Origin of the sequence: Mesorhizobium sp. WSM4904 (assembly GCF_029674545.1) — a bacterium.
Lineage (GTDB): Bacteria > Pseudomonadota > Alphaproteobacteria > Rhizobiales > Rhizobiaceae > Mesorhizobium.
In genome coordinates this window covers 5,482,122-5,497,830 of record NZ_CP121354.1, presented here as the reverse complement: position 1 = coordinate 5,497,830, position 15,709 = coordinate 5,482,122, and the positions used below count along the sequence as shown (strand labels likewise).

The 15,709-nt window shown below is 64.2% G+C and carries 18 protein-coding genes; 12 read left to right on the top strand and 6 right to left on the bottom strand.

Annotated elements, in window-relative coordinates; translation table 11 throughout:
- The first annotated feature begins 27 nt into the window (after positions 1–27).
- The gene (locus QAZ47_RS26745; protein WP_278231353.1) at positions 28–789 is read left to right on the top strand and encodes a GH25 family lysozyme; all 762 of its coding nucleotides are present in this window, start codon (positions 28–30) and stop codon (positions 787–789) included.
- On the opposite strand, the gene QAZ47_RS26740 is transcribed toward QAZ47_RS26745, so the two are convergent.
- Positions 758–1,429, bottom strand: coding sequence for a uracil-DNA glycosylase (locus QAZ47_RS26740; protein ID WP_278203774.1), 672 nt, complete (start codon positions 1,427–1,429; stop codon positions 758–760). The genes QAZ47_RS26745 and QAZ47_RS26740 overlap by 32 nt on opposite strands.
- Complete coding sequence (locus QAZ47_RS26735) at positions 1,426–2,007, bottom strand: NYN domain-containing protein (protein ID WP_066997475.1); 582 nt, start codon at positions 2,005–2,007, stop codon at positions 1,426–1,428. The genes QAZ47_RS26740 and QAZ47_RS26735 overlap by 4 nt, the downstream gene beginning before the upstream one ends.
- A gap of 296 nt (positions 2,008–2,303) precedes the next feature.
- Here QAZ47_RS26735 and rpoZ point away from each other — a divergent pair, with 296 nt between their 5' ends.
- The 4 genes from rpoZ to QAZ47_RS26715 all read left to right on the top strand — a co-directional run bounded on the left by rpoZ (position 2,304) and on the right by QAZ47_RS26715 (position 6,106).
- Positions 2,304–2,705, top strand: coding sequence for a DNA-directed RNA polymerase subunit omega (gene rpoZ, locus QAZ47_RS26730; RefSeq protein ID WP_040972027.1), 402 nt, complete (start codon positions 2,304–2,306; stop codon positions 2,703–2,705).
- 126 nt (positions 2,706–2,831) lie between these two features.
- Complete coding sequence (locus tag QAZ47_RS26725; protein WP_278203770.1) at positions 2,832–5,060, top strand: bifunctional (p)ppGpp synthetase/guanosine-3',5'-bis(diphosphate) 3'-pyrophosphohydrolase; 2,229 nt, start codon at positions 2,832–2,834, stop codon at positions 5,058–5,060.
- 74 nt (positions 5,061–5,134) lie between these two features.
- Complete coding sequence (gene pyrE, locus QAZ47_RS26720) at positions 5,135–5,713, top strand: orotate phosphoribosyltransferase (protein ID WP_278203769.1); 579 nt, start codon at positions 5,135–5,137, stop codon at positions 5,711–5,713.
- A 12-nt stretch (positions 5,714–5,725) separates the two neighbouring features.
- A complete protein-coding gene (locus QAZ47_RS26715; protein WP_278231352.1) occupies positions 5,726–6,106 on the top strand; it encodes a VOC family protein in 381 nt (126 codons plus the stop codon).
- Here the strand turns inward: QAZ47_RS26715 and QAZ47_RS26710 are convergent.
- Positions 6,087–6,623, bottom strand: a complete 537-nt coding sequence (locus QAZ47_RS26710; RefSeq protein ID WP_278231351.1) for a GNAT family N-acetyltransferase — start codon at positions 6,621–6,623, stop codon at positions 6,087–6,089. The two genes, QAZ47_RS26715 and QAZ47_RS26710, sit on opposite strands and share 20 nt — an antisense overlap.
- 211 nt (positions 6,624–6,834) lie before the next feature.
- Here QAZ47_RS26710 and QAZ47_RS26705 point away from each other — a divergent pair, with 211 nt between their 5' ends.
- The 6 genes from QAZ47_RS26705 to QAZ47_RS26680 all read left to right on the top strand — a co-directional run bounded on the left by QAZ47_RS26705 (position 6,835) and on the right by QAZ47_RS26680 (position 11,296).
- Positions 6,835–7,422, top strand: a complete 588-nt coding sequence (locus tag QAZ47_RS26705) for a DUF2062 domain-containing protein (protein ID WP_278231350.1) — start codon at positions 6,835–6,837, stop codon at positions 7,420–7,422.
- Positions 7,419–7,832: a holo-ACP synthase gene (acpS, locus tag QAZ47_RS26700; RefSeq protein ID WP_278077898.1), complete on the top strand. Its 414-nt coding sequence runs from the start codon at positions 7,419–7,421 to the stop codon at positions 7,830–7,832. Before QAZ47_RS26705 ends, acpS begins: the two co-directional genes overlap by 4 nt.
- Before the next feature lie 80 nt (positions 7,833–7,912).
- The gene (gene lepB, locus QAZ47_RS26695; protein ID WP_278077899.1) at positions 7,913–8,662 is read left to right on the top strand and encodes a signal peptidase I; all 750 of its coding nucleotides are present in this window, start codon (positions 7,913–7,915) and stop codon (positions 8,660–8,662) included.
- A 4-nt stretch (positions 8,663–8,666) separates the two neighbouring features.
- The gene (gene rnc / locus QAZ47_RS26690; RefSeq protein WP_278077900.1) at positions 8,667–9,383 is read left to right on the top strand and encodes a ribonuclease III; all 717 of its coding nucleotides are present in this window, start codon (positions 8,667–8,669) and stop codon (positions 9,381–9,383) included.
- A complete protein-coding gene (era, locus tag QAZ47_RS26685; protein ID WP_278231349.1) occupies positions 9,368–10,300 on the top strand; it encodes a GTPase Era in 933 nt (310 codons plus the stop codon). The genes rnc and era overlap by 16 nt, the downstream gene beginning before the upstream one ends.
- 102 nt (positions 10,301–10,402) lie before the next feature.
- The gene (locus QAZ47_RS26680; protein ID WP_278231347.1) at positions 10,403–11,296 is read left to right on the top strand and encodes an aminoglycoside phosphotransferase family protein; all 894 of its coding nucleotides are present in this window, start codon (positions 10,403–10,405) and stop codon (positions 11,294–11,296) included.
- A gap of 6 nt (positions 11,297–11,302) precedes the next feature.
- On the opposite strand, the gene QAZ47_RS26675 is transcribed toward QAZ47_RS26680, so the two are convergent.
- From QAZ47_RS26675 to QAZ47_RS26665, 3 genes are all read right to left on the bottom strand, one after another.
- Complete coding sequence (locus QAZ47_RS26675) at positions 11,303–11,830, bottom strand: GNAT family N-acetyltransferase (protein WP_278231346.1); 528 nt, start codon at positions 11,828–11,830, stop codon at positions 11,303–11,305.
- Positions 11,827–12,105, bottom strand: coding sequence for a DUF1778 domain-containing protein (locus QAZ47_RS26670; protein WP_278203757.1), 279 nt, complete (start codon positions 12,103–12,105; stop codon positions 11,827–11,829). The genes QAZ47_RS26675 and QAZ47_RS26670 overlap by 4 nt, the downstream gene beginning before the upstream one ends.
- 161 nt (positions 12,106–12,266) lie before the next feature.
- On the bottom strand, positions 12,267–14,822 hold the full coding sequence (locus QAZ47_RS26665; protein WP_278231345.1) for a mechanosensitive ion channel domain-containing protein: 2,556 nt from the start codon (positions 14,820–14,822) through the stop codon (positions 12,267–12,269).
- A gap of 130 nt (positions 14,823–14,952) precedes the next feature.
- On the opposite strand from QAZ47_RS26665, the gene recO reads away from it, so the two are divergent.
- Positions 14,953–15,705, top strand: a complete 753-nt coding sequence (gene recO / locus QAZ47_RS26660; RefSeq protein ID WP_278231344.1) for a DNA repair protein RecO — start codon at positions 14,953–14,955, stop codon at positions 15,703–15,705.
- Positions 15,706–15,709 lie beyond the last annotated feature (4 nt).

The window sequence follows — 15,709 nt, the reverse complement described above, 5'->3', positions numbered from 1 at the left end:
CCAGGCAGGCTAGCAGGGAGCCAAGGCTTGAGGAACCGCTTGATTGTCCTGGCCCTGGCTTTCGTCTTTCTGGCACTTGCTGTCGGGAAAGACAGCTTCTTCCGGCCTCGCGCCTTCCCGCCGGATCGCGCCGAATTCCCCATCCGGGGCATCGACGTTTCCCACCACCAGGGCAATATCGATTGGCAGCGAGTCGCGGCCGACGATGTCGCCTTCGCCATCATCAAGGCGACCGAAGGCGGCGACCATGTCGACGATGCCTTTGCCGGGAATTTGCGCCAGGCCCGCGCGGCGGGCCTCGTGGTTGGCGCCTATCATTTCTTCACCTTCTGCCGCCCGGGCGCCGATCAGGCGAAGAACTTCCTTTCGGTCGTGCCGCGCGGCGAGCCGCTTTTGCCGCCGGTCGTCGATATCGAGTTCCACGGCAACTGTCCGAATCGACCTTCGCCCGCCGAACTGAGCGCGGAACTGCTTGCGTTCCTGGGGCCGGTCGAGGCGGCCTATGGCAAGCCGGCCATCATCTACATCACCGATGAGGCAGCGCCGACCTATGCCGCTCATATCGCGGTTCGCCAGCGCTGGCTGCGCTCGATTGCTATGCCGCCGAAAGAGGAAGATTGGGTTTATTGGCAATATCTCGATACCGGCCGCGTCGACGGCATCGACGGCGATGTCGACCTGAATGTGCTGAACGGCGGGCCGGCGAGGCTCTCGGAGCTTTTTTCCCCGGCGCCTGAATCCAGCGTTTCAGGAACGCCTAGCCTTGCAGGAACGCCGCGATCTCCTTGAAGACGTTGACGAACATGTCTTCCGTCAGCACGCCCGTATTGGTGTTGTAGCGCGAGCAGTGATAGCTGGAAAACAGCGTGATGCCGCCGGCTTCCTGGCGCCCGCCATGGCGGAACGGAAGGGCGGCGACGCGCCCGCCCAGCGCCCGCACCGTCGACTGATGCGCGATCGAGCCCAGCGTCAGGATGGCGCGCAAATTGGGGAAGCGCGCGATGGTCGGCTTGAGAAAGGTCCGGCAGGTGGCGATCTCGGCGCCGGCCGGCTTGTTCTCCGGCGGCACGCAGCGCACCGCATTGGTGATCGCCGTGCCGATCAGCTCCAGCCCGTCATCCGGCCTCGCCTTGAACTCGCCGCGCGCCAGGCCTTGCGCGATCAGCGTGCCGTAGAGCAAGTCGCCGGCGTAGTCGCCGGTGAAGGGGCGCCCGGTGCGGTTGGCGCCGCGCAAGCCGGGCGCCAGCCCGACGATGAGAAGCTTGACGGAATCCTCGCCTTCCGGCGGCAGGAAGGTCGGCACCGGCGCATTGAACCAGCCCGGCTCGCGCTCTCGCCAGGCGGCGATGAAGTCGTGCAGCCGCGGGCAGAGCGGGCAATCGCGGCTGGGTTCGGGGGAAGGCGCGGCGCTCAAAGCCGCCGCTCTCAATAATCGTCCTCGTCGGCTTCAGCCGGCTCAGGCCGGCGTACCGGCCGCTCCGATGGGTCGCGCCCGACTTCGTTCTTCAGCGTCATCAGATCGATGAAGTGGTCGGCCTGGCGGCGCAGGTCGTCGGAGATCATCGGCGGCTGCGAGGCCATGGTCGAGATGATCGACACCTTGCGGCCGCGGCGCTGCAGCGCCTCGACGAGAGTGCGGAAGTCGCCGTCGCCGGAGAAGATGACATAATGGTCGACGACATCGGCCAGTTCCAGCGCATCGACCGTGAGCTCGATATCCATGTTGCCCTTGATCTTGCGCCGGCCGGTCGAATCGGTGAACTCCTTGGCGGGCTTGGTCACCACCTTGAAGCCGTTGTAGTCCAGCCAGTCGATCAGAGGCCGGATCGAGGAATATTCCTGATCCTCGACCAGCGCGGTGTAGTAATAGGCCCTGAGCAGGTAGCCGCGCTTCTGGAAGCTCGACAGAAGCTTGCGGTAGTCGATGTCGAAGCCCAGCGCCCGCGATGTGGCGTAGAGATTGGCGCCGTCGATGAAAAGAGCGATCTTTTCACGGGGATCGAACATTGAAAAATATCCCTTTCGAAAATTTTTGTCGTCTAAATGGACGCGACGGGCAGGCCCGATAATGGTCCCTTTTGCCGTCTCTTTCGAGATAACGCCAGATTTATGGATATCCAAGGGCGCGGGCGCGCATTGCAAGCAATTGTGATCGGCACTATGTCAGCGGCCGGTGTCCGGTTATCGAGCCGGGCAAAGGGGCATCCTTCGGCCGCTGCCGCCATAAAGCTTGTATTTAGGCGGCGTCCGGGTTATGGAGCCCGCCAGTTTTCCATCAAATCCACGCATGAAAGGGGCAGTCCATGGCCCGCGTAACCGTTGAAGATTGTATCGACAAGGTCGACAACCGTTTCGAGCTCGTGCTGCTCGCCGGCCACCGTGCCCGCCAGATCAGCCAGGGCGCGCAGATCACCGTTCCTCGCGACAATGATAAGAATCCGGTCATTGCGCTGCGCGAGATCGCCGAGGAGACGCTGTCGCCCGACGACCTCAAGGAAGACCTGATCCACTCGCTGCAGAAGCATGTCGAGGTCGACGAGCCGGAGGCCGACGGCGAGGCGATCGCCGACCAGACCGGCGCCGCCACCGCTGCCGCCGACACCGACGATGCCGAAGAGAACATCGCCTTCGATCGCATGAGCGAGGAAGACCTGCTCGCCGGCATCGAGGGTCTGGTGCCGCCGGAAAAGAGCGACGACTACTAAGCGTCACTGGAACTTGCCTGGATCAAGCATCCGGCACTTCCGTCTCGTAAGTTTCGTGGCTATCTATGGGATGCGTCGCACGCCTGTGCGGCGCATCAATCATTTCAGCACCGCGAGATCCTGCCCATGATGCGTCAGTATGAGCTTGTCGAGCGCGTCCAGCGCTACAAGCCTGACGTCAACGAGGCGCTGCTCAACAAGGCCTATGTCTATGCCATGCAGAAGCATGGCCACCAGAAGCGCGCCTCGGGCGATCCCTATTTCTCGCATCCGCTGGAAGTTGCCGCCATCCTCACCGAGATGCACATGGACGAGGCGACCATCGCGGTTGCCCTTTTGCACGACACGATCGAGGACACGACCGCGACGAGGGCCGAGATCGACGAGCTCTTCGGCCCCGAAATGGGCAAGCTCGTCGAGGGGCTTACCAAGCTGAAGAAGCTCGACCTCGTCTCCAAGAAGGCCGAGCAGGCCGAGAACCTGCGCAAGCTGCTGCTGGCGATCTCCGAGGATATTCGCGTCCTCCTGGTCAAGCTCGCCGACCGCCTGCACAACATGCGCACCCTCGATCATATGCCCGAGTCCAAGCGCTTGCGCATTGCCGAGGAGACGATGGACATCTATGCGCCGCTCGCCGGGCGCATGGGCATGCAGGGGATGCGCGAGGAACTGGAAGAGATCGCCTTCCGCTACATCAATCCGGAGGCCCACCGCGCCGTCACCGCCAGGCTCGCCGAGATCTTTGAGCGCAACAAGGGCGTGCTGGACGAGATCGAGAAGGCGCTGTCGGGCCTGTTCGGAAAGCACGCCATCAAAGCCAGCGTCAAAAGCCGGCAGAAGAAGCCATGGTCGGTGTTCCGCAAGATGGAGGCCAAGGCGCTCTCTTTCGAGCAGCTCTCCGACATCTTCGGCTTCCGTGTCGTCGTCGACACGGTCGAGGACTGCTACCGCGCGCTCGGCGCCATCCACACCACCTGGTCGATGGTGCCCGGCCGCTTCAAGGACTACATCTCGACGCCGAAGCAGAACGACTACCGCTCGATCCACACCACCATCGTCGGTCCGTCGCGCCAACGTGTCGAACTGCAGATCCGCACCCGCGAGATGAACAAGATCGCCGAGTACGGCGTCGCCGCGCATTCGATCTACAAGGACACGGGCGGCAAGGCGAATGGCGCCGCGCACGCGATCTCCAAGGAGACCAACGCCTATGCCTGGCTGCGCCGCACCATCGAGCAGCTGGCCGAAGGCGACAACCCCGAGGACTTCCTCGAAAACACCAAGCTGGAGCTCTTCCAGGACCAGGTGTTCTGCTTCACGCCCAAGGGCATGCTGATCGCGCTGCCGCGCGGCGCCACACCCATCGACTTCGCCTATGCCGTCCATACCGATGTTGGCGACACCTGCGTTGGCGCCAAGGTCAACGGCCGCATCATGCCGCTGATGACGGAATTGAAGAACGGCGACGAGGTCGAGATCATCCGCTCCAAGGCGCAGGTGCCGCCGGCGGCTTGGGAATCGGTCGTCGTCACCGGCAAGGCGCGCGCCGCCATCCGCCGCGCCACCAAGAACGCCATCCGCAAGCAATATTCCGGGCTCGGCGCCCGCATCCTCGAACGCGCCTTCGAGCGTGCCGGCAAGAACTTCACCAAGGAAAGCCTGAAGCCGGTTCTGCATCGCTTGGCGCGCAAGGACATCGAGGACGTGCTGGCCTCCGTCGGACGCGGCGAGCTTGCGTCGACCGACGTCATGAAGGCGGTCTTCCCCGACTACAAGGACGAGCGCGTCACGGTCGCGGCGCCCAAGCAGCGCGAGGAGGGTTGGTCGAAGATCCGCAACGCCGCCGGCATGCTGTTCCAGATGCCCGGCCGCGCCGCGCGCAAGGGCAAGGACCAGCAGCGCGACGGAGCGGTGCCTATCCGCGGCGTGCGCGGCGATCTGCCGGTGCGTTTCGCGCCGGAAGGGGCGGTGCCCGGCGACCGCATCGTCGGCATCATCCAGCCGGGAACCGGCATCACCATCTATCCGATCCAGTCGCCAGCGCTGCAGGCGTTCGACGACCAGCCCGAGCGCTGGATCGACGTGCGCTGGGACATCGACGAACGCACCAAGGAGCGCTTCCCGGCGCGCATCTCGGTCACTGCCATCAACGCGCCTGGCTCGCTCGCCGACATCGCCCAGGTCGTCGCCCAGAACGACGCCAACATCCACACGCTGTCGATGGTGCGCACCGCGCCCGATTTCACCGAGATGCTGATCGACCTCGAGGTCTGGGATCTGAAGCATCTCAACCGGCTGCTGTCGCAGCTCAAGGACAATTCGAGCGTCAGCGACGCGCGGCGCGTGAACGGGTGAATGGTGAATGGTGAATAGTGAAATAGAAGGTGCTCTAACTACCATTCACCATTCGCCAAGAGCATGGAGCGAACATGAATACCGACGAAGTGCTGGGCATATTCCGCGAGGCGGGCGCGGTCCTCGAAGGTCATTTCATCCTGACGTCGGGCCTGCGCAGTCCGATCTTCCTGCAGAAGGCGCGCGTCTTCATGCATGCCGACAAGACCGAGCGCCTGTGCAAGGCGCTGGCCGGGAAGATCAAAGAAAGCGTGCCCGGCAGGATCGACTATGTCGTTGGCCCGGCGATCGGCGGCCTGATCCCGGCCTACGAGACCTCGCGCCATCTCGGCGCGCCGGCGATCTGGGTCGAGCGGGAAGGGGGCGAGTTCAGGCTCCGCCGCTTCGAGATCGCTGCGGGCTCACGCGTCGTAATCGTCGAGGATATCGTCACCACCGGCCTGTCGATCCGCGAGACCATCGAATGCCTGCGCGAAATCGGCGCCGACGTCGTGGCGGCCGCCTGCATCATCGACCGCTCCGCCGGCAAGACCGATGTCGGCGTGCCGCTGATCGCGCTCGCCGAATATGAGGTGCCGGCCTATCCGCCAGACCGCCTGCCGCCGGAGCTTGCCGCCATCCCGGCCGTCAAGCCCGGCAGCCGGAATATCTGAAGTCGCGTCACGATGATCGCTGGCATCGATCATTTCGTGCTGACGGTCCGCTCGGTCGAAGCGACCTGCGAATTCTATCAACGTGTGCTTGGCTTGCGGCGTCTGGACGAGCCGAACCGGCCGACCGCGCTTCTGTTCGGCTCGCAGAAGATCAATCTGCATGAGGTCGGCCGCACCTTCGAGCCGAAGGCGAAGACGCCGACGCCGGGCTCCGGCGATTTCTGCCTCGTAGCGGCGGTGCCCCTTGCGCAAGTCCGCGCCAGCCTCGATGCCAACGGCGTGGCGATCGAAGTCGGCCCGGTCGAGCGCATCGGCGCCCGTGGCAGGATGACGTCGGTCTATTTCCGCGATCCCGACGACAATCTGGTCGAGGTCAGCGAATATTCGGTTTAGTGCGGTTCAGATCGAGCCGCATGGCGCAGCGCCGCTCGGCCGGCATGCCGTGTTCTGCCTCGCCGCTGATGAGGTCGGCGAGCCTTTCGTCGATCGCCGCGCTGTCCAGGATGCGAAAGCCGAACTTTTGGTAGACGGGCGCATTCCAGGCGACGTCGCGAAACGTGGTCAGCGTCACCGCCGCCAGGCCGCGCCGCCTGGCGTTCTCGATCGCCCGTTCAAGCAAAGCGCTGCCGATGCCGGAGCCTTGCCGGTCCAGGTGCACGTCGAGCTCCCATATGTGCAGCGCATCGCCTTCGACCCCGGCGCTCAGGAAGCCGACCGGCCGGTCCTGGTCATCGGCGGCAACCCAGCATGCGCCTTCGGCGATGAGCGCGCGATGCCGCCCGGCGCTCACATTGTCGCCGTCGGCAAGCCAGGCGAGGTCCGGGACGGCGCGGAACGCCAGCCCGGCGGACTGCTCGATGTCCGGCAATGCTTCGGCGTCGCCGGCCCGCGCCGGTCGAATGGTGATCATCGGCTTCGTTTCCCCGGTTCTTCCTCAGTTTCGCCAGAATGGCGCTCTTGTTACAGCCTGCGGCAGACCATCGCGGGTGCCCTCGTTGTTCCGTGGCCTGCCCGTCGCTATATCAAAGTTTTGTTGCCTTCCTGCGCCCTCGAAGCGCAAGATATGTCGTCGCGACCCGGGGTGGCAGGGGAGCGTGTGTTGGACCGGGAACTGAAACAGAGTGCTTTTTCGACGCCGAGAGCCTGATGGCCTCCTGGAGCGGGTGCGTACTTACCTTTGGCCGCGCCGTTCGTTCTCGCGCTCTGTGCAGTATTTCTCCAAGCGCATCCTGCGGCTGAAGGCGACGCCTCATTCCGTCGCGGCCGGCGTCGCGGCGGGCGTTTTCGCCTCCTTCTTCCCGCTTGGCTTCCACTTCGTCATCGCCGCCGTGCTCTGCTGGGTGATCGCCGGCAATCTGGTGGCCGCCGCGCTGGGCGCCGTGTTCTTCGGCAATCCGCTGACCTTCCCTCTGCTCTGGGGCGCGTCATGGGAGACCGGCAAGCTCATCCTGCATGAGCGCTTGCCCAAACACGGGCCGCCCGAGCATCTCGGCGAAATGATGCACACGCTTTCCTTCGGCAAGCTGTGGCATCCGGTGCTTGAGCCGATGCTGATCGGCGCCGTGCCGCTCGGGCTGATCTTTGGGCTTGTCTTCTACGGCGTCACGCGCTGGGGCATGACCGTGTTTCGTGAGCAGCGGAAGAAACGCATGGCCGAGCGAGCCGAGAAGGCCAAGCGCGCCGGCGGACGGGAAGTGCCCGCGGAATGATCATCGGCATCGGCAGCGACCTGATCGACATCAGACGCATCGAGAAGTCGCTGGAGCGGCATGGCCGGCGCTTCGTCCAGCGCATCTACACCGAGGTCGAGCAGGCCAAGTCGGAAAAGCGCGCGGCTCGCGCCGCCTCCTACGCCAAGCGCTTTGCCGCCAAGGAGGCTTGCGCCAAGGCATTGGGCACCGGCATGGCCGAGGGCGTGTTCTGGCGCGACATGGGTGTAGTCAACCTGCCCAGCGGCGCGCCGACCATGGCGCTCACCGGCGGTGCTGCCGCCAGGCTGGAAAAAATCCTGCCCAAGGGCCATCGCGCGCTGATACACCTCACCATCACCGACGATTTCCCGCTTGCTCAAGCCTTTGTGATCATCGAGGCGGTGCCCGTCGAACAAGCGCCACATTGATTCCATCTGACCACGGGCGGCATGACGTTGCCCAGCGCCCGCCGAGACTCTATACCAACCAACGCACAATCGAGGACGACATGAGCGTGGCTGAAAAATCGCAGAAGAAATCCGGCGGGCTTGGTGAAACCTTTTCCGTCATCATCCAGGCTCTGCTGCTCGCGCTCGTGATCCGCACGCTGCTGTTCCAGCCCTTCTCCATCCCGTCCGGTTCGATGCGGCCGACGCTGCTCGAAGGCGACTATCTCTTCGTCACCAAATGGGCCTATGGCTATTCGCGCTATTCGCTGCCTTTCGGCCCGAACCTGTTCTCCGGCCGTATCTGGGGCTCCGAGCCCAAGCGCGGCGACGTGGTGGTGTTCAAGTTCCCGCCGGATCCGTCCGTCGACTACATCAAGCGCGTCGTTGGCCTGCCTGGCGACAAGATCCAGGTCAAGGACGGCCAGCTCTTCATCAACGGCACCGCCGTGCCGCGTGAAAAGGTCGGCCAGATCGACAATCCCGACATCACCGAGGTCGACCGTCCCGTCGACGTCTATCGCGAGACGCTGCCCAATGGCGTCACCTATGACACGCTCGACCTGACGCCCAATTCGATCGGCGACAACACGCGCGAGTTCGACGTGCCGCCGGGTCACTATTTCATGATGGGCGACAACCGCGACAATTCCTCCGATAGTCGCTTTACCGTCGGCTTCGTGCCGGCCGAGAATCTTGTCGGCCGCGCCAACGTCATCTTCTTCTCGATCGCCGATGGCGCAAGCCCGTTGGAAATCTGGAAGTGGCCGTCGCTGATGCGCGCCGGACGCCTGTTCCATCTCGTCCACTAAGGTCATGGCGGCCACCAAGCGTTTGACCACCGATGCCCTCGCCGAAGCGCTTTTCGAGCGCACCGGCCACGCCTTCGCCGACCGCCAGCGCCTGCAGCGCGCGCTGACCCATGCCAGCGCCCGCTCGACCCATGCCGGCGTCGACTACGAGCGCTTTGAATTCCTGGGCGACCGCGTTCTCGGCCTCGTCGTGGCCGACATGCTGCTGGCGGCCTTTCCCGAGGCCGCCGAGGGCGAGCTGTCGCTGCGCCTCAACGCGCTGGTCAACGCCGAGGCGCTCTCCGAGATCGCCGAGGAGATCGGCCTGCCGGAGCTGATCCGCGCCGGCTCCGACGTGCGCAACCTCGAAGGCCGCAAGCGAACCAACCTGCGCGCCGATGCGCTGGAGTCGCTGATTGCCGTGCTCTATCTCGACGGCGGGATGGAGGCGGCGCGCGCCTTCATCCACCGCTACTGGCAGCCGCGCTCGCAGGCGACAGGTGCCGCCCGCCGCGACGCCAAGACCGAATTGCAGGAATGGGCGCACCAGGCGGCGTCCGGCGCCGTCCCGGCATACCGGGTGGACAGTCGCGAGGGCCCCGACCACGATCCGTTGTTCACCGTCAGCGTCAAGGTCGGCTCCTTTGCTCCGGCGATCGGCAGCGGCCGCTCCAAGCGCGAGGCCGAACAGGCCGCTGCGGCGGTGCTGCTGCTGCGCGAAGGCGTATGGAGCGCGGCATGACGGAAGTCGAGAGCCCTGAGGTCGCTGCTACCCGCTCCGGCTTCGTCGCGCTGATCGGCGCGCCCAATGCCGGCAAGTCGACGCTGGTCAATCAACTGGTCGGCGCCAAGGTTTCGATCGTCACCCACAAGGTGCAGACCACGCGCGCGATCGTGCGCGGCATCGCCACGCATGACAACGCGCAGATCGTCTTCGTCGACACGCCCGGCATCTTCAAGCCTAAGCGCCGGCTGGACACCGCCATGGTGACGACCGCCTGGGGCGGCGCCAAGGATGCCGATGTCGTGGTGCTCCTCGTCGACGCCGAGCGCGGCATCAAGGGCGATGCCGACGCCATCCTTGACCGGCTGAAGCACGTCCAGCAGCCGATGCTGCTTGTCCTCAACAAGGTCGACCGGGTCAAGCCGGAGACGCTTCTGGCCCTCGCCGCGGCAGCGAACGAACGAGTGCCGTTCAAGCGCACCTTCATGGTCTCGGCGCTTACCGGCTCCGGCTGCAAGGATCTGCTCGACTATCTCGCCGAGACGCTGCCTGCCGGGCCTTGGTATTATCCGGAGGACCAGATCTCCGACCTTCCGATGCGCCAGCTAGCGGCCGAGATCACCCGCGAAAAACTCTATCTGAGGCTGCATCAGGAACTTCCCTATTCCTCGCATATCGAGACCGAGAAATGGGAAGAGAAGAAGGACGGCTCGGTGCGCATCGAGCAGGTCATCTATGTCGAGCGCGACAGCCAGAAGAAGATCGTGCTCGGCCACAAGGGCGAGACGATCCGCGCCATCGGCCAGGCCGCGCGCGCCGAGATCGCCGAGATCCTCGAGCAGAAGGTGCACCTCTTCCTGTTCGTGAAGGTGCGCGAGAACTGGGGCGACGACCCAGAGCGATATCGCGAGATGGGGCTGGAGTTTCCCCATTGATGCATGTCGCCCAAAAGTGCCAAGCGGTTTTGGGACAACGACATGCATAGCACAAACATGCATGTCGGCTAGGAATGCCGTCCGTCGATCTGGGGCAACGGCATGCACAACCCTAATTTAGATATCGACACCGATCTCGTGCGCCGCCTGGTCGGGACGCAGTTTCCTGAATGGCGCCATCTGCCCGTGAGGCCCGTCGCCTTCGACGGCTGGGACAACCGCACCTTCCATCTCGGCGACGAGATGACGGTCAGGCTGCCAAGCGCGGCTCCCTATTCGCTGCAGGTCGAGAAGGAGCATAGCTGGCTGCCAAGGCTCGCGCCGCATCTGCCGCTGCCGATCCCCGCGCCGCTGGCCATGGGCGAGCCGGCGGCGGGCTATCCCTGGCACTGGTCCGTCTATCGCTGGATCGAGGGCGAGACGGCAAGGACCGCGCGCATCGGCGATCTTCGCGCGTTCGCGGTGACGCTCGCCGATTTCCTCGTCGCCCTGAAACGGATCGATCCGGCGGGCGGCCCGGCGCCGGGCCGGCACAATTTTTATCGCGGCGGACCGCTGACGGTCTATGACGGGGAGACGAGGCAGGCCATCGCCGCGCTCGAAGGCGAGATCGATACCCAGGTCGCCACCACCGTCTGGGAAGCCGCCCTTGCCGCCACCTGGCACGGTTCGCCCGTCTGGTTCCACGGCGACGTCGCCTCGGGCAATCTCTTGGTCGAAGACGGCCGCCTGAGCGCCGTCATCGACTTCGGTACATCCGGCGTCGGCGACCCGTCTTGTGACCTGGCCATCGCCTGGACGTTCTTCGAGGGTGAAAGCCGGGAGGCCTTCCGCACCCGCATCGCCGTCGATCGGGCGACATGGGCGCGCGGCCGAGGTTGGACGTTGTGGAAGGCCCTGATCACCGCTGCCGGACACGACGCCAACCAAGCCGAGGCCGAAAGGCAGCGCCGGGTAATCGACGAGGTGCTCGCCGATCACGAACGCTGGGCGTGACGCGGATTATAACAGGTCTTTAGCCCTGAGATCGGCAGCGAACGTCGCCAGCGGCATCACGAGAGTCAGCGGTTTTCCCGACAGCGGCTCGGCACCATATCCACGGTACCAGTTCGCGGCGCGCTCGCTCTTGGCATCGATGATGAACAGGAGACCTCCACCTTCGCCGGCGACACGCAGGCAGCGCAAGGCCGCCGCAGCGAGAAGCTGACCGCCAAGCCCTTGCCCGGCCACCGAGAGATCGGTCGCCAGGCGGGCAAGCTTGAATCCGGATACTTCATGTCGGGCCAGCCCTTTCGTCAGGGCCGCAGGCACTTGCTCATGAGCAACGGCGGAGGGTGCGATCGTATAGAAGCCAAGAACGCGGTCCGGGTTCGCGTTGTCGACGGCGCAAAATGTCTTCGAGGCATTCTGTTCATGGCTCTGCCTGGCGAAGCGCCGCAGAAAATCGTTCATCTGTTCGTCGCCGCAATCGAAGGACGCGCGATCATGCGATTTCGAGATCGGCTCCTCGCGCCATCGCGGCAGTGTCATATCGTATCGGGAAGAGCTGCAATGGCGGCCCGCAATTTCGCATTTGGCTTCGGTGGATGCTCGAGCAGTTCGAGGATGCGTTTGAAGTCGCGCTCCGAGACTTCGGTCTTTTCGATCGCCTTGATGACGGCTTCCGCCTCAGGAAGCACCTTGTCGAGGATGAAGTCGGTCATGTCCTTGTGCGACAGCGCCGCCGCGCGGGCGATCATAGCCTTCTGCGCGGGCCGTATGCGGATATTGAAGCGTTCGGTTCTGTCGCTGGCTGGCTTGGACATGATGTCTCCCTCATGGGTAACATAGCGTACATACGCTATACGTACAAGCTGCGAGCAAGAGCGGTATGAAAAGCGCTCGATCACGCCGAAGGGGCGGTTAGTTGGCGAGTGGCCCGCTTCCGGGTTGCTGGGGAAATCTCAACCTTTCGGGCCAGGATCGCCTAGGAAATCTCGGTCTGGTCGGGCGCATCGTGCCCTTCATCGGACGGACCGTCCTGGGTGACCTTGGTCTTGCGCCCGCGTTTGGGCGACTCGGCCAATGCAGCGTTTGTCGCCGCGCTGCGCTTGGGCCTTTCCGTCGTCGGCTTTGGCCCGGGCCGCTTGATGCGCGGCGGCGGTGACTTGCCCGCCTTGTCTTCGCCGCCCATGTAGAACGTCACATGAGGGAAAGGTATCTCGATGCCGCGCTGCTCGAAGACCTCCTTGATGATCTCGTTATAGGCGCGACCCAGGGCAAAATGCTTTCCGGGTTTGGTCTTGATGCGGGCCCGAACCAGAATGGCGGAGTCCGCGAATTCGGTCACGCCATGCATCTCGAGGTCGCCGATGATGTCGCCCGCGAACCCGGCCTCCTTCAGTTTGTCGAAGGCCTCGTGCATCGCCTGCTTCACCTCGGGAATGCTCGCTCCGTAGTCCACGCCGATCGACGCGACGTGATAGCTGAAGTTCTTCATGAAGTTCGTCACGGCGTCGACGGAAGAGAACGGGATGAGATGATAGGCGCCGTCGATAGTACGCAACGACACGGAACGGATTGTCAGTCGCTCGACGGTACCGGTAACCCCGCCTGCGGTTACCACATCGCCTTCATTCATCGCGTTCTCGAACTGTATGAAGGCGCCAGTGATGATGTCCTGTACGAGCTTTTGCGCGCCGAAGCCGACCGCCAGGCCGACGACGCCGGCGCCGGCAAGCAGTGGGCCGATATTTACGCCAAACTCGGACAGCACCAGCATGACGATGAGGACGCCCAGCGCGACCACGAAGGCGTTGCGGAACAGGGAGAGAAGCGTCCGTTCCCGCGGGGAGGGGACATGGCCGTAATTCGGATTGAGGCGATATTCCACCCACGATTGGACGGCGAGATAGATCAGGCCGCCGACCAGCATTATCAGGATTGCGGAAACGATTGAAACGGCGAAGCGCTGGCCGACCTCGCTCGACAGCCATCCGACGACGTCTGCCGCTCGCCAGAATTGGGCGATGACCAGCAACACAACCGCGGCGACCAGGATGCGAACCGCCCTGAGCACATTGGGAACGAAGGCATTGAGGCGCCGCTCGAGCAGCGGAAGGCGCTCGCTGACTTCGGCGGGCAGGTTTATCCCCGCTCCGGCGACCCGCGCGATGATGCCTGTCAGCAGCACGCCTATGGCCACCGCGACGATCGATTGGATGGTAGCCGCGAGGACGAACGGCAGGGCCATCGCGGGAGCCGCGAGCCAAAGAACGAAGACGAGAATCAGGTATCCGATCACCACGACGTGCCAAAGTCTGGCGAGACCGGCCAGGAACCTGCCCAGAATGTCGGTTCGGCGGGTCTCGCTGCGGCGCAGCAGCCATCGCCGTACCTGATCGCGATTCTGCAGGATGACGATCAGGGCAAGCACCAGCGCGGCAAACATCACGACCACGCGGACCACTTGCGCGGCGTCTTCCGAGACGTTGACCGCAACGATCGGCGCGAGGAAGAACATCGTGTAGCCGACCACGCTGACGAAGCGGCTCAGCCAGAAATACCAGTATGCCGCCGTTGTATCGCCCAATGCCCAGATCCGCAGCGCGGGCCATCTCGGGGCAAGCAGCGTGCGCGCAAGGACCTTGATGAACTCGATGACAAGGAAGGCGTTCAGGAACAGCGCACGGTTCATCTCCGCCTGGCCCGCCTGGTCGATAACGAATGCAGAGAGCGAAGACACCGAACCGATTGCCCAGGCCGCGAGCACGGTGAGCGCGTCGGCCAGCGCGGACAACCCGATGAAGCCGAACCGCTCGAACCTGCCTCCGCGTGTCGCCGCATTGGCGAATGTGCGCTGGAACCGTCCAAAGGCGAACCGCAATGCGATGTAGACGGCGAAGGTGAGGACCACGACAAGGGCGCTGTTGCGGACGGCGTTCCAAAGGCTCCGCACGTCGATCGAAACGCCTCCGGAAAAGATGCCGGCAATTCTCTCGACGAGGGCGGCGGTCGTCTTGATCAGGCCGGAGGCGCTCTCTGCCGCGTCCCTCGTATACGCGGCGACCTCCTGGGCGATCGTCGCTTCAGGCGCTGTCTCGGTCGCCGGCTGGTTGCCCTCCGCGGCCGCGGCGCGCAGCTTGTCGATCAGGCGGTGCCGCGCCTGGTCGTTCTCCAGTATGGTAATGAGCGCTTGGACATCGGCGTTCGGCTCGCCGGGCTTGGCGCCCCCTTGTGCGGCCGGCTGGGCGAAGCTTGGTGCCCCGCAGAGCAGTAGAAACAACAACAAAGAAATTAGAGTTCGCATTGCTGGGCCAGGCGGAAAACTATCGATCGGGGTGCGCGCTGCCGGCGCCGGCTCGGACATTCTTGCAAGATCGCAGGCAGCCGCATCTTCGCATTGGTGCAGTTCATCTAGGGCGAACCAACTGGGGTGGAAGTTGGTACCTTCGTTGAGTGCGGCAAGCTTTTCGTCCCTCCTTGGCGACGCACTCTGGGTGCCATAACGAACTTTGCCGCCGATCGTTGCCTGGTTGGCCAAAGACAGCGTCATCGACGCGCGAACCGTCTCATGTTGAAGCGCTCGGTTCGCTCGCTGGTTGGTTTCTCCGTGTCAGTTACGACACAGGCAAATCTTGATTTCACCGTCCAACGGGTGAAAAGCTCGGGCCATGGAATGGCGCGATGAGGGAATCATTCTCGGCACCCGCAAGCATGGCGAAACCAGCGCCATCCTCGAGGTGATGACGCGCGCGCACGGCCGCCATCTCGGTCTCGTGCGCGGCGGCCGCTCGCGCAAGCAGCAGCCGGTGCTGCAGCCCGGCAACCGCGTCGATCTTCTATGGCGGGCGCGGCTCGACGAGCATCTGGGCATCTTCCAGGCCGAGGCGATCGAGATGAACGCCGCCCGGCTGATGGACAGCGCGGTCGCCGTCTACGGCCTGCAGACCATGGCCGCGCATCTCAGGCTTCTGCCCGAGCGCGACGCCCATGGTGGGCTCTACGAGGCGCTGGCGGTAATGATCTCCCATCTCGACGATGCTGATGCCGCGGGCGAGCTGGTGGCGCGTTTCGAGCTGCTCATTCTGGACGAGCTCGGCTTTGGCCTCGACCTCAGCCAATGCGCCGCGACCGGTTCGAGGCAGGACCTCGCCTATGTCTCGCCGAAATCCGGGCGCGCGGTTTCGCGCGCCGCCGGCGAGCCCTGGCGTGACAAGATGCTGGTGCTGCCTGCCTTCCTCCAGCGCGGCTCCGGCCTGCGCGCCGATCAGGCGGCGCTGGAGGACGCCTTCCGGCTGACCGGCTTCTTCTTCACCCGCCATGTCTATGAGCCGCGCGGCATCGAGCCGCCCGACGCCCGCGCCGGCTTCCTCGCCGCGCTGCGCCGGCATCAGGCGGCGATGAAGCCGATCGCCGGCGAATAGACCG

Coding starts and splice junctions, on each gene's coding strand:
- QAZ47_RS26735 (WP_066997475.1), bottom strand. CDS start 2,007: ATGTTCGATCCCCGTGAAAAGATCGCTCTTTTCATCGACGGCGCCAAT.
- rpoZ (WP_040972027.1), top strand. CDS start 2,304: ATGGCCCGCGTAACCGTTGAAGATTGTATCGACAAGGTCGACAACCGT.
- QAZ47_RS26725 (WP_278203770.1), top strand. CDS start 2,832: ATGATGCGTCAGTATGAGCTTGTCGAGCGCGTCCAGCGCTACAAGCCT.
- pyrE (WP_278203769.1), top strand. CDS start 5,135: ATGAATACCGACGAAGTGCTGGGCATATTCCGCGAGGCGGGCGCGGTC.
- QAZ47_RS26715 (WP_278231352.1), top strand. CDS start 5,726: ATGATCGCTGGCATCGATCATTTCGTGCTGACGGTCCGCTCGGTCGAA.
- QAZ47_RS26710 (WP_278231351.1), bottom strand. CDS start 6,623: ATGATCACCATTCGACCGGCGCGGGCCGGCGACGCCGAAGCATTGCCG.
- acpS (WP_278077898.1), top strand. CDS start 7,419: ATGATCATCGGCATCGGCAGCGACCTGATCGACATCAGACGCATCGAG.
- lepB (WP_278077899.1), top strand. CDS start 7,913: ATGAGCGTGGCTGAAAAATCGCAGAAGAAATCCGGCGGGCTTGGTGAA.
- rnc (WP_278077900.1), top strand. CDS start 8,667: ATGGCGGCCACCAAGCGTTTGACCACCGATGCCCTCGCCGAAGCGCTT.
- era (WP_278231349.1), top strand. CDS start 9,368: ATGGAGCGCGGCATGACGGAAGTCGAGAGCCCTGAGGTCGCTGCTACC.
- QAZ47_RS26680 (WP_278231347.1), top strand. CDS start 10,403: ATGCACAACCCTAATTTAGATATCGACACCGATCTCGTGCGCCGCCTG.
- QAZ47_RS26675 (WP_278231346.1), bottom strand. CDS start 11,830: ATGACACTGCCGCGATGGCGCGAGGAGCCGATCTCGAAATCGCATGAT.
- QAZ47_RS26670 (WP_278203757.1), bottom strand. CDS start 12,105: ATGTCCAAGCCAGCCAGCGACAGAACCGAACGCTTCAATATCCGCATA.
- recO (WP_278231344.1), top strand. CDS start 14,953: ATGGAATGGCGCGATGAGGGAATCATTCTCGGCACCCGCAAGCATGGC.